Source organism: Bradyrhizobium sp. NBAIM03, assembly GCF_020194055.1.
Classification (GTDB): domain Bacteria; phylum Pseudomonadota; class Alphaproteobacteria; order Rhizobiales; family Xanthobacteraceae; genus Bradyrhizobium; species Bradyrhizobium yuanmingense.
Genome location: NZ_JADYVS010000007.1, coordinates 267,645 through 280,018 on the forward strand (window position 1 = coordinate 267,645; position 12,374 = coordinate 280,018).

The 12,374-nt window shown below is 64.5% G+C and carries 13 protein-coding genes; 11 read left to right on the forward strand and 2 right to left on the reverse strand.

What is annotated here, in order from left to right:
- The first annotated feature begins 77 nt into the window (after positions 1-77).
- Positions 78-623: a carboxymuconolactone decarboxylase family protein gene (locus I6F21_RS13445; protein WP_036001930.1), complete on the forward strand. Its 546-nt coding sequence runs from the start codon at positions 78-80 to the stop codon at positions 621-623.
- An 88-nt stretch (positions 624-711) separates the two neighbouring features.
- Positions 712-1,206, forward strand: a complete 495-nt coding sequence (locus I6F21_RS13450) for a VOC family protein (protein WP_225140618.1) — start codon at positions 712-714, stop codon at positions 1,204-1,206.
- A 60-nt stretch (positions 1,207-1,266) separates the two neighbouring features.
- Here I6F21_RS13450 and I6F21_RS13455 read toward each other — a convergent pair whose 3' ends face one another.
- Positions 1,267-2,595, reverse strand: coding sequence for an MFS transporter (locus I6F21_RS13455; RefSeq protein ID WP_225183223.1), 1,329 nt, complete (start codon positions 2,593-2,595; stop codon positions 1,267-1,269).
- A 181-nt stretch (positions 2,596-2,776) separates the two neighbouring features.
- On the opposite strand from I6F21_RS13455, the gene cyoA reads away from it, so the two are divergent.
- From cyoA to I6F21_RS13490, 7 genes are read left to right on the forward strand one after another with little or no spacing between them, the layout of a single operon-like run.
- Positions 2,777-3,937: a ubiquinol oxidase subunit II gene (gene cyoA / locus I6F21_RS13460; protein ID WP_225183224.1), complete on the forward strand. Its 1,161-nt coding sequence runs from the start codon at positions 2,777-2,779 to the stop codon at positions 3,935-3,937.
- Between the two features lie 25 nt (positions 3,938-3,962).
- Complete coding sequence (gene cyoB / locus I6F21_RS13465; protein ID WP_225183225.1) at positions 3,963-5,960, forward strand: cytochrome o ubiquinol oxidase subunit I; 1,998 nt, start codon at positions 3,963-3,965, stop codon at positions 5,958-5,960.
- Positions 5,961-6,590, forward strand: a complete 630-nt coding sequence (gene cyoC / locus I6F21_RS13470) for a cytochrome o ubiquinol oxidase subunit III (protein ID WP_109142141.1) — start codon at positions 5,961-5,963, stop codon at positions 6,588-6,590.
- Positions 6,587-6,967 carry a cytochrome o ubiquinol oxidase subunit IV gene (gene cyoD, locus I6F21_RS13475; protein ID WP_225134383.1) on the forward strand — a complete coding sequence of 127 codons (381 nt, stop codon included), beginning with the start codon at positions 6,587-6,589 and terminating at the stop codon, positions 6,965-6,967. Before cyoC ends, cyoD begins: the two co-directional genes overlap by 4 nt.
- On the forward strand, positions 6,964-7,815 hold the full coding sequence (locus I6F21_RS13480; RefSeq protein WP_225183226.1) for an SURF1 family protein: 852 nt from the start codon (positions 6,964-6,966) through the stop codon (positions 7,813-7,815). The genes cyoD and I6F21_RS13480 overlap by 4 nt, the downstream gene beginning before the upstream one ends.
- Complete coding sequence (locus I6F21_RS13485) at positions 7,787-9,190, forward strand: ATP-binding protein (protein WP_225128415.1); 1,404 nt, start codon at positions 7,787-7,789, stop codon at positions 9,188-9,190. The genes I6F21_RS13480 and I6F21_RS13485 overlap by 29 nt, the downstream gene beginning before the upstream one ends.
- A complete protein-coding gene (locus I6F21_RS13490; RefSeq protein WP_225183227.1) occupies positions 9,180-9,713 on the forward strand; it encodes a response regulator transcription factor in 534 nt (177 codons plus the stop codon). The genes I6F21_RS13485 and I6F21_RS13490 overlap by 11 nt, the downstream gene beginning before the upstream one ends.
- 27 nt (positions 9,714-9,740) lie before the next feature.
- Here I6F21_RS13490 and I6F21_RS13495 read toward each other — a convergent pair whose 3' ends face one another.
- Positions 9,741-10,445, reverse strand: a complete 705-nt coding sequence (locus tag I6F21_RS13495) for a glutathione S-transferase family protein (RefSeq protein WP_225183228.1) — start codon at positions 10,443-10,445, stop codon at positions 9,741-9,743.
- 108 nt (positions 10,446-10,553) lie between these two features.
- On the opposite strand from I6F21_RS13495, the gene I6F21_RS13500 reads away from it, so the two are divergent.
- Positions 10,554-10,931 carry a helix-turn-helix domain-containing protein gene (locus I6F21_RS13500; protein ID WP_057028499.1) on the forward strand — a complete coding sequence of 126 codons (378 nt, stop codon included), beginning with the start codon at positions 10,554-10,556 and terminating at the stop codon, positions 10,929-10,931.
- 28 nt (positions 10,932-10,959) lie between these two features.
- A complete protein-coding gene (locus I6F21_RS13505) occupies positions 10,960-12,348 on the forward strand; it encodes an adenylate/guanylate cyclase domain-containing protein (RefSeq protein ID WP_225183255.1) in 1,389 nt (462 codons plus the stop codon).
- The last annotated feature ends 26 nt before the right edge of the window (positions 12,349-12,374 follow it).

Here is a 12,374-nt window from a genome sequence, read left to right on the forward strand (position 1 = left end):
AAGCCCCCGCGGAATTCAACCACTTATCGGTTATAGTCATTGCTGCGGCGAGCTTTGAAAACAAAGAGGAAACGACAATGCGCCTAAAACTTCTTTCGCCTGGCGAAATGAACGAGAGCCAGCGGCAGACCTATGACGAGTCGATCGCCGGCAAGCGCGGCAAGCCGCCGCCTCCGATGATGGCTTGGCTCAATAGTCCCGAGATGGCCCGGCACGCCACGCGGCTCGGCGAGGTCATGCGCTTCGACACGATCTTCCCGGCCAAGCTGTCGGAGATCGCGATCCTGGTGACGGCGCGGCACTGGACCGCGCATTACGAATGGTACGCGCACAAGCGCCTCGCGCTCGCCGGCGGCATGAAGGGCGAGATCATCGATGCGATCCGCGACCGCCGCACCCCCGATTTCGACGATCCCATGGGGAAGATGATCTACGATCTCGCGAAGTCGCTGCACGAGGGCCACGGCGTCGAGAAAGGTCTCTACGACGAAGCGGTCAAGCTGCTCGGCGAGCGCGGCGTCGTCGAGGTCATCGGGCTGTGCGGCTACTACACGCTGGTGTCGATGACGCTGAACACGTTCGAGTTCGGCCTGCCCGAGGGCGAGGTGTCGGAGCTGGCTTAGTTTCCCATTCAGAAACGATGGGTTTCGAGTTTGGCCGTAGCACTGGCTCCAGCGGGGCTTACGTGCATGTTTTCGAGGGAGCATTCACATGTCGCAAAGCCCCACCATTCCTGCCGGCACCAGGATCGGCCACGTCCACCTCAAGGTCGCCGATCTCGATCGTGCGCTCGGCTTCTATTGCGGCGTGCTCGGCTTCGAGCTGATGCAGCGGATGGGCTCGGGGGCGGCCTTCATCGCGGCCGGCGGCTATCACCACCACATCGGGCTCAACACTTGGGAGAGCAAGGGCGGCTCACCGCCGCCGCCTGATGCGACCGGGCTCTATCACACCGCGATCCTGTTTCCGACGCGCCCTGCGCTGGCCGATGCGCTGCATCGGGTGCTCACGGCCGGGATTGCGCTCGATGGCGCCAGCGACCATGGCGTCAGCGAGGCGCTTTACCTGCGTGATCCCGACCAGAACGGCGTGGAGCTGTATTGGGACAAGCCGCGGGAGCAATGGCCGTTCGGGCCTGACGGGAAGCTCGCGATGTTCACCAAGCGGCTGGATGTCGAAGCGCTGTTGCGGCAGCGGCAGGGGTAATGCCTAGAGGTAGGCACGGCGCGAGGAGCGCCTTTACCCACCCCTGCATGCGCTGCGTGATCAGCGCCCTGCGTCCATATCCCCCGCCTCGCGCTGGCCGCTGAGCCAGAGCGCGAGCAGGGTCCAGAACGCGCCGGACAACAGATACGCACCCGAGGCGATGACGCCGAGATTGGTGGCGAGCAGCAGCGCGACCAGCGGGGCGAAACCGGCGCCGAACAGCCAGGCCATGTCGGAGGTCAGCGCGGACGCCGTGTAGCGATAGGCCTGCCGGAAGTTCGAGGCGATCGCACCGGAGGATTGGCCGAAGGACAGGCCGAGCAGGATGAAGCCGATCACCATGTAGATGGTCTCGCCGAACGCGCCGGCGTCGAGCAGCTGCGGCGCGAAGCCGCTGTAGATCGCGATCGCGATCGCCGATCCCATCAAGAGCGACTTGCGGCCGACGCGGTCGGCAATGATGCCGGAGGCCACGATCGCGGCGACGCCGAACACGGCGGCGACGATCTCGATGATCAAAAAGCGCACCGGGCTTTCGTGGGTGAACAGGAACACCCAGGACAGCGGGAACACCGTGACCATGTGAAACAGCGCGAAGCTCGCCAGCGGCGCGAAGGCCCCTAGCATGATGGTCTGGCCTTCGCGCGCGACCGTCTCTGAGATCCTCGCCGGCTGGAGTTCACGGGTCTCGAACAGCGTGGCGTATTCTTCCGTCGTCACCATGCGCAGGCGCGCGAACAGCGCGACGACATTGATAGCGAAGGCGACGAAGAACGGATAGCGCCAGCCCCAGTCGAAGAAATCATCGGCCGAGAGGAGGCCGGCGAAATAGGCGAACAGCGCGCTCGCCACGATCAGCCCGAGCGGCGCGCCGAGCTGCGGCACCATCGCATACCAGCCGCGCTGGGAGGCCGGCGCATTCAGCGCCAGCAGCGAAGCCATGCCGTCCCAGGCGCCGCCCCAGGCCAGACCCTGCGCGATGCGCGCCAGCGCCAGCAGCCAGATCGCGGCGACGCCGATCTCCTGATATCCGGGCAGGAACGCGAGCGCGACGGTGGCGGTGCCGAGCAGGAATAGCGCCGAGATCAGCTTGGCCGTCTTGCCGTATTCCCGGTCGATCGTCATGAAAATGACGGTGCCGATCGGACGGGCCATGAAGGCCAGCGCGAAGACCATGAAGGAATAGAGGGTCCCGGTCAGCTCGCCCGCGAACGGAAAAACCAGACGCGGAAACACGATCACCGAGGCGATCGCGAAGACGAAGAAGTCGAAGAATTCCGAGGTACGGCCGATGATGACGCCGATGGCGATCTCGCCGGGACTGGCCTGGTCGTGGCCGTGCTCGCCCGTGTGGAGGTTTGCCATTTCGGGGGTCTGTGCCGTCGCCATTCGTGCGCCCTTAACGTCCTGAAAACCAAAGCCGACCGCCCGGCGGGGCCCAGGCAATCTGGCCCTATCTGGCCCAACCTCCCGCACTGCAACATTGGACAAATTGTCCAATGTCCCCATTGTTGCGCCGCAGCTACCCCTTGGCCCCGCAAAGGAAACTCAATCTCATAAGGCTCGGCCCGTGTCCCGTCTCAAGATCCTGGCGCTACTACCTCTGGCTGCTGCGCTCAGCGGCTGCGACTACATCGTGCTGGCGCCAGCCGGCGATATCGCAGCGCAACAGCGCGACCTCGTCATCATCTCCACCGTCCTGATGCTGCTGATCGTCGTGCCCGTGATGGCGCTGACGGTGCTGTTCGCCTGGCGCTACCGCCAGTCCAACACCGAGGCCCGCTACGAGCCGGACTGGGATCACTCGACCAAGCTCGAGCTGGTGATCTGGTCGGCGCCGCTCTTGATCATCGTTTGCCTCGGCGCGCTGACCTGGATGGGCACGCATCTGCTCGATCCCTATCGCACCCTCGGCCGCATTCATGCCGAGCGCGCCGTGGACAAGTCCAAGGCCCCGCTCGAGGTCGACGTCGTCGCGCTCGACTGGAAGTGGCTCTTCATCTACCCGGACTACGGCATCGCCACCGTCAATGAGCTCGCAGCTCCGGTCGATCGCCCGATCACCTTCCGCATCACCGCGTCCTCGGTGATGAACTCGTTCTACATCCCCGCGCTCGCCGGCCAGATCTATGCGATGCCGGGCATGGAGACCAAGCTCCACGCCGTCGTCAACCACGCCGGCACCTACAAGGGTTTTTCGGCGAACTATAGCGGCGCCGGCTTCTCGGGCATGCACTTCAATTTCAAGGGACTCGACGACAACGGTTTTGACGCCTGGATCGCCAGCGCCAAGTCGGCCGGCGGCTCGCTCGGCCGCGCCGAATATCTCCAGCTGGAGAAGCCCAGCCAGAACGAGCCGGTGCGGCGCTGGGGCACCGTCGATGCCGATCTCTACCGCCTGATCCTCAACATGTGCGTCGAGACCGGCAAGATGTGTCAAAGCGAGATGATGGCGATCGACGCCAAGGGCGGCAACGGCCATCAGGGCCTGAACAACACCCTGCCGCTCGCCTACGACAAGTATGCCCGCCGCGGCACGGTGCTCGGACCCGAGCCGACCTTCGTCGCCGGCACCTGCACGCCGGATGCGCCGCAGGGGCAGACCACCGCCTCGATCAAGGCTCCGACCGAATTCGCGCCGCTCCTGGGTGCCGGCCTGAAGCGGCCGTCGTTCACGCCGCTGAAGTCCTCGTCCTTCTTCCTCGGACAGCGTCCCAAGTCCGATTCCTGAAGTCAGATTCCTAAAGAGAACGCGCATGTCTCCTGATCTTCTCAAGCTCATTTTCGGCCGGCTCGGCCTCGAATCGCTGCCGCTGCACGAGCCGATCGTCGTCGGCACCTTCGTCGTGGTCGCGCTCGGCGGCGCCGCGCTGCTCGGCGCCCTCACCTATTTCCGTCTCTGGGGCTATCTCTGGCGCGAATGGTTCACCACCGTGGACCACAAGCGCATCGGCATCATGTACATGATCCTCGGCATCGTGATGCTGCTGCGCGGCTTTGCCGATGCGCTGATGATGCGCGGCCAGCAGATGCTCGCCTTCAATGGCTCCGAAGGCTATCTCAACGCCCATCACTACGACCAGGTCTTCACCGCCCACGGCGTGATCATGATCTTCTTCGTGGCGATGCCGCTGGTCACGGGCCTGATGAACTACGTCGTGCCGCTGCAGATCGGCGCGCGCGACGTCTCGTTCCCCTTCCTGAACAATTTCAGCTTCTGGATGACGGTCGGCGGCGCGGTGCTGGTGATGGCCTCGCTGTTCATCGGCGAATTCGCCCGCACCGGCTGGCTGGCTTATCCGCCGCTGTCGAACATCGGCTACAGTCCCGATGTCGGCGTCGACTATTACATCTGGGCGCTGCAGGTCGCCGGCGTCGGAACGACGCTATCCGGCATCAACCTGATCTGCACCATCGTCAAGCTGCGCTGCCCCGGCATGACCATGATGAAGATGCCGGTGTTCACCTGGACCTCGCTCTGCACCAACGTGCTGATCGTCGCCTCCTTCCCGGTCCTGACCGTGGTGCTCGCGCTGCTGTCGCTCGACCGCTACGTCGGCACCAACTTCTTCACCAACGATTTCGGCGGCAGCCCGATGATGTACGTGAACCTGATCTGGATCTGGGGCCACCCCGAAGTCTACATCCTGGTTCTCCCGGCCTTCGGCATCTTCTCCGAGGTCACCTCGACCTTCTCGGGCAAGCGGCTGTTCGGCTACACCTCCATGGTCTACGCCACTGTGGTCATCACCATCCTGTCCTACCTCGTGTGGCTGCACCACTTCTTCACGATGGGCTCGGGTGCCAGCGTCAACTCGTTCTTCGGCATCACCACGATGATCATCTCGATCCCGACGGGCGCGAAGATGTTCAACTGGCTGTTCACGATGTATCGCGGCCGCATCCGCTACGAGCTGCCGATGATGTGGACCATCGCCTTCATGCTGACCTTCGTGATCGGCGGTATGACCGGCGTTCTGCTCGCGGTGCCGCCGGCCGACTTCGTGCTGCACAACAGCCTGTTCCTGATCGCGCACTTCCACAACGTGATCATCGGCGGCGTGGTGTTCGGCGCGTTCGCCGGCATCAACTACTGGTTCCCGAAGGCGTTCGGCTTCAAGCTCGATCCGTTCTGGGGCAAGATGTCGTTCTGGTTCTGGGTCACCGGCTTCTACCTGGCCTTCATGCCGCTCTACGTGCTCGGCCTGATGGGCGTGACCCGCCGCCTGCGCGTGTTCGACGATCCGTCCTTGCAGATCTGGTTCGTCATCGCCGCGATCGGTGCCGTGTTCGTCTTCATCGGCATCCTCGCGATGCTGATGCAGTTCGCGGTCAGCCTGCTCAAGCGCGAGCAGCTCAAGGACGTCACCGGCGATCCCTGGGACGCGCGCACGCTGGAATGGGCGACCTCCTCGCCGCCGCCGGACTACAACTTCGCCTTCACCCCCGTCGTTCACGACAATGACGCGTGGTGGGACATGAAGCGGCGCGGCTATCAGCGTCCGCTCACCGGGTTCAAGCCGATCCACATGCCCAGCAGCACCGGCACCGGCATCATCCTCGCCGGCTTCGCCACCGCGATGGGCTTTGCTCTCGTCTGGTACATGTGGTGGCTCGCCGCCCTGAGCTTCATCGCGATGCTCGCCGTCGGGATCGGCCACACCTTCAACTATCACCGCGACTTCGACATTCCGGCTGACGACGTCATCCGGACCGAGGACGCGCGCACCAAGCTGCTCGCCGGAGCCAAGTAAATGACCGTTGCCGTCAATCCCTCGCAGACCGGCGAGCCGGTCTTCTACCTCGCTGACGAGCATCCGCATCCGGAAGGCTGGAGCACCTCGCTCGGCTTCTGGATCTATCTGATGAGCGACTGTCTCATCTTTGCGATCCTGTTCGCCACCTACGGCGTGCTCGGCGGCAACTATGCCGCCGGCCCCGCGCCGAAGGACCTGTTCGACCTCACCCTGGTCGCGGTGAACACCTCCATGCTGCTGCTGTCGTCGATCACCTACGGCTTTGCCATGCTGACGATGCAGCAGAACAAGGTCGCGCAGACGCAGGTTTGGCTCGCGATCACCGGCCTGTTCGGCCTCGCCTTCATCGGCATCGAGCTCTTCGAGTTCGCCCACATGATCCACGAGGGCGCCACGCCGCAGCGCAGCGCCTTCCTCTCCGCCTTCTTCACCCTGGTCGGCACCCACGGCCTGCACGTCACCTGCGGCCTGATCTGGCTGGTGACGCTGATGGTGCAGGTCGGAAAGTTCGGCCTGATCGAGGCCAACCGCCGCCGCCTGATGTGTCTGTCGATGTTCTGGCACTTCCTCGACGTGGTCTGGATCGGCGTCTTCACCTTCGTCTATCTCCTGGGAGTTCTGCGATGAGCACCGATACCCACGCAGCCGGCGCGCACGACCATCACCACGAGGGCGGCCACGCCCACAGCACGTTCTCGGGCTACATGCTCGGCTTCGTGCTCTCGGTCGTGCTCACCGCGATCCCGTTCTGGCTGGTGATGAGCGGCGCGCTGCCGAGCAAGCAGATCACCGCGCTGGTGATCATGGCCTTCGCAATCGTGCAGATCGTCGTGCACATGGTCTATTTCCTGCACATGAACACGGCCTCCGAGAACGGCTGGACCATGATGGCGCTGATCTTCACCATCGTGATGGTGGTGATCGCGCTGTCGGGTTCGCTGTGGGTGATGAGCCACCTCAACAGCAACATGATGCCGATGCACCAGATGAGCGGCATGAAGTGAGCGAAACCGGGACCGTGACGGGTGAGGACGGAGATGCGCGCAGCAAGGCTGCGCGGTCGCCGTCCTTGTGGCTCACGATCCTGTCGCTCATTACTTTCGTGCTTCTGATCGCGCTCGGCGTCTGGCAGATCGAGCGCCGCGCCTGGAAGCTGGCGCTGATCGACCGGGTCGAGCAGCGCGTCCACGCGCCGGCTCAGCCGATTCCCTCGCCCGCTTCGTGGTCCACCGTCAGCGCCGCAAATGACGAATACAGGCACGTCAGCCTCAGCGGGCGCTTCCTGCATGAGAGCGAGACGCTGGTTCAGGCCGTTACCGAGGAAGGCCCCGGCTATTGGGTGCTGACGCCACTTGCGCGCGACGACGGCACGCTGGTCCTGATCAATCGCGGCTTCGTGCCGTCCGAGCGCCGCGACGCATCGACGCGCCGGGACGGCAATCCGCAAGGTCGGGTCGAGATCACCGGCCTCCTGCGCATCACCGAGCCGAGGGGCGGTTTCTTGCGAACCAACGTGCCCCAGCACAACCGCTGGTACTCGCGGGACGTCGCCGCCATTGCGGCGGCGCGCGGCCTTCGCGAGGTCGCGCCCTTCTTCGTGGACGCCGACGCCGGATCACAAATCGCCGGCGGCCCAATCGGCGGATTGACCGTGATCCGCTTTCCCAATAACCACCTGATCTACGCGCTGACGTGGTTTGCCCTGGCTTTCATGCTCGCCGGCAGGCTTTTCGTCATATTCGGCGGCGGGCTGTTCCGTCGCAAGCGCTTCGTCCACGACAAGGCCGGCGGCTCGGATGCCGACGCCCGCAGGACGGGATCAGATGCTGGAACGATCGTCGAGCCGACCTGACGACGGGAAAACGCTTTCCCAGACGCTTGGGCGTGACGGGCAAGCCGTCACGCTGCAATCGCAGGCCGACGCGCGCAGCGAGCTGATCGGCACCATGCCGACCGAGGACGAGACCAACCGCAAGAACATGGCGCTGCTGATCCAGCTGCGCTGGACCGCGGTGGTCGGCCAGATCGTGACCATCGGTGCCGTGCATTTCGGCCTCGGCATCCCCCTGCCGCTGGAGCGGATGGGCGCGGTGATCGGCGCGCTGGTGCTGCTCAACGTCTCCAGCCTGGTCTGGGTGCGCCATCGCGCTGCGATCACCAACAACGAGCTGTTGGTCGCCTTGATACTGGACGTCGCCGCGCTGACCGCGCAGCTCTATCTCTCCGGCGGCGCCACCAATCCTTTCACCTCGCTGTTCCTGCTCCAGGTGACGCTCGGTGCGGTGCTGCTCGATGCCCGATCGACCTGGTCGCTGGTGGCGCTGACCTGCGCCAGCTTCGTCTGGCTGACATTGGCCTACCGGCCGCTCGATCTGCCGCCCAATCCGTTGAGCGAGACCTATACGCTCACCGTAACAGGCATGCTCCTGGGCTTCGTGCTTAACGCCGTGCTGCTCGTCGTGTTCGTCACCCGCATCAACAGGAATTTGCGCGAGCGCGACGCGCATCTGGCGGCGCTGCGCCAGCATGCCGCCGAACAGGACCATATCGTGCGCATGGGCCTGCTCGCCTCCGGTGCGGCGCATGAGCTCGGCACGCCGCTCGCCTCGCTCTCGGTAATCCTCAGCGACTGGCGCCGCATGCCCGATCTTGCCGCCGATCAGGAGCTTGCCGAGGACCTCGCGGAGATGGAAACCTCGTTGCAGCGCTGCAAGTCGATCGTGACAGGCATCCTGGTGTCGGCGGGCGAAGCGCGCGGTGAAGGCTCCTCACCGACGACGGTGACGGCCTTCGTCACCGCGCTGGTCGACGAATGGCGCAATGCGCGCTCCGCCCGCACGCTCTACTTCGTCAACACCTTCGGCGAGGACGTCGCAATCGTCTCCGACGTCGCGCTGAAGCAGGTGATCTTCAACGTGCTCGACAACGCCTATGAGGTCTCGCGCGAGTGGGTCGAGCTCGTCGCCGAGCGCGAGGGCGACAATCTCGTGCTGTCGATCTCCGACCGCGGCCCGGGCTTTGCGCCGGAGATGCTGGCGCAGTTGGGGAAGCCCTACCAGTCGAGCAAGGGTCGTGCCGGCGGCGGGCTCGGCCTGTTCCTGGTGGTGAACGTCGTGCGCAAATTGGGGGGCACCGTGAGCGCCAAGAACCACAGGAAGCGCGGCGCCACGGTGCGCCTCACGCTGCCGCTCGCAACATTGGCGATCGGAGGGAATTTTGACGCCTGACCGTTCGCTGATCGTCGTCGAGGACGATGCGGGTTTTGCCCGCACGCTGAAGCGCTCGTTCGAGCGCCGCGGCTACGAGGTGGTACTCGCCGCCTCGATCGAGGAGGTGCGCCAGGTGCTGGAGGAACGCTCTTTCGGTCATGCCGTGGTCGACCTCAAGCTCGGCGGCGCCTCGGGCCTTGCCTGCGTCGAGCTCCTGCACACGCATGACCCGGACATGCTGATCGTGGTGCTGACCGGCTTTGCCAGCATCTCCACCGCGGTCGAGGCGATCAAGTTGGGGGCCTGTCACTATCTGGCAAAGCCGTCGAACACCGACGACATCGAGGCCGCCTTCCACAAGGCCGAAGGCAACGCCGAGGTCTCGCTCGATTCGCGGCCGACCTCGATCAAGACGCTGGAATGGGAACGCATCCACCAGACCTTGATCGAGACCGACTTCAACATCTCGGAAGCGGCCCGCCGGCTGGGCATGCACCGGCGGACGCTGGCGCGGAAGCTCGAGAAGCGGCCCGTGAAGTAGGAGCGCGTCGAGGCTCCTCCTGCTTCCTTATTTGCCGAACCGCGCGATCAATTCGTCAAGCGCGACGTGGCCTTTGCACGATCCCGTTCCCGGATCAGAGCCGCCGTCCTCCAGAGCGGTGGCGTAGAGGACCGCGGGATCGGCTTCGAGGCGAGCCCGCAGTGCCGCCAGCTTCGGCCAGCGGCTCTTCTCCGCAACCGCGTGGAAGTCGAGCCAGCGCGCGACGCCGACGAGCACGGCGTCGGCGAGGGTCGGCCGCTCTCCGAGCAGGAATTGCCGCGTTTCGATCATCTCTTCCAGCTTGTCATGACGCTCGATGACCCTTGCTGTGCCAAAGGCGCGCAGGACCGACTTCGCGGCAGGCTCCATGGCTTCGGCTTCCAATGCGGCCCACAGCGGCGCGAAGGCGGCGGTGAAACCGGTATTCACGAATGCCATGAGCTGATGCATGCGATCGGATTGCCGTGACAGCGGATCGAAGCTGATGCGCCGTTCGACATCCCTGGCCTCTAGCCAGGCCGCGATCGCCATCGTTTCCGTCAGCACCTCGCCCTGCTCGGTGATGAAGACCGGCGTCTCGTGTCGCGGATTGATACGGGCGTATGACGGGTTTCGCATCTCGCCCAACATATCGACCCGACACAGCCGATATGGCTTGCCCAGCCATTCGAGAGCCGCAACGAGCCCCATGGAGCTTCCCTTCGGGAAGCCGTAGAGTAGAATTGGGTCCATGATCCATTCTCCGTGATTTCTGATGATCACGCTGCGCAGCGGTGATGCGACCCTAGCCGCTCGCCGCATCAAGTAAATTACGAACTTTTTTGTAACCTGGAGGCACCGATGAAGGATCTCGTGTCGAGATGTCCCATCGAGGAAGTGATGCAGATTCTGAGCGGTCGCTGGCCGACTCTGCTGATCTATTATTTGAAGCAAGGCACCAAGCGCTTCAGCGATCTGCGCCGCGATAATCCGACCATCTCACACAGGATGCTCGCGCTCGAGCTTCGCAAGCTGGAGGACGCCGGCATCGTCAGCCGCACCGAATTCGGCGGATATCCGCTGCGCGTGGAGTACGATCTGACCTCCGCCGGTCACGCGCTCGTGCCCTTGATCGATGCCTTGGGGGACTGGTGGACGTCGGTTGCGGCGGCGGCTGACGGAGAAGGCCGCCGGAACGAAATCAGCGTCTCGGCAAGGGCGCAGCGAACCAGCGGCTGAAGGCCCAAGCGAGGAGACTGCCGTGACAATGCTCGTCGAGCGCTTCAACCTGCCGGCTGCGCATTCGCCCGCGCCGAGCGAGCGCGATGCCGAAACAGTTCAGTTCGCACAGGCCGCGCTGACGTCCGCCAAGCGGGAGGGCCTGCAACTCGCGGTGCGGGCGCGCTATGTCGCCCTCGTCGTCATTGGCTGCCTGATCATGGTGATCAACCCGGCCTGGGAGCAGCTCTACTACGTGGCGCTGCTCGGCTTGTTCGCACTGATCGGCTGGGCCCAGGTCCGGGTTGGGCGGGTCGGCCTGTCACGGCCGGAATTGGCACTCCTGTTCTGCGACCTGGCGCTGCTCACGTGCCTCATCGTGGTTCCCAATCCGTTCGGAGCCTCGCACTGGCCGGTCGCGATGCAGTACCATTCCGGCAACTTCATCTATTTCTTCGTCCTGCTCGCGGGCGCCACACTGGCCTATACTTGGCGGACCGTGATTGCGGTCGGCGTGTGGACGGCTGCGCTCTGGTTGATCGGCATCGCCTGGGTCTGGTGGCAACCCGATCGCGATCCTGCGCTGACGGCCCGCATCGCCGCCGCAACAGGCAGCGATGAGCGCTTGTTTGCGATGATCTCGCCCAGCGCGATCGTAATCCACGTTCGCATCCAGGAGATCGTCGTATTCATGATCGTGGCCGTGACCTTGGCGCTCGCGGTCCGCCGCAGCAACGACCTCCTGATCCGGCATGCCGCGGTGGAGCGCGAGCGCGGCAACCTCGCGCGCTACTTCTCACCCAATGTCGTGGCGGAATTGTCGAAACAGGACGAGCCGTTGAAGCAGGTGCGCACGCAACACGTCGCGGTGCTGTTCGTGGACATCGTCGGCTTCACGGCCTTTGCCGACGGGCGCTCGCCGCAGGAGGTGGTGCGGACGTTGCGGGAATTCCACGGCTTGATGGAGCACGAGGTTTTCCGTCATAGCGGCACGCTCGACAAATATCTCGGGGACGGATTGATGGCGACGTTCGGCACGCCGTTCGCGGGCGAGCACGACGCCAGCAACGCGCTGCGATGTGCGCAGGCGATGATCGCCGCGGCCGAGGGTTGGAACGATCGGCGGGCAGCGTCAGGCGAGCCAAAGCTGCACGTGAGCTTTGGCTTGCATTATGGGCCGGTGGTGCTCGGCGACCTCGGGCAGACCTGTCTGGAATTTGCCGTGATCGGCGCGACCGTCAACGTGGCAAGCCGTCTCGAGGCCTTGACCCGCACCCTGGGCTGCGCGCTGGTGGCAAGTGACGACCTCGTCAGCCAGGCGAAGGCCGAGCTGGGCGGCGCAGCCGCAACGTTTCAGTCATTGGAAGCGCGAGAGGCGCGGGCGGTCCGCGGCATTCAGCAGCCGATCGCGATCTGGACCCAGCCGCGCGGCGCGTAGAGCCGAACTCCCGCGGCCTCAGGAAG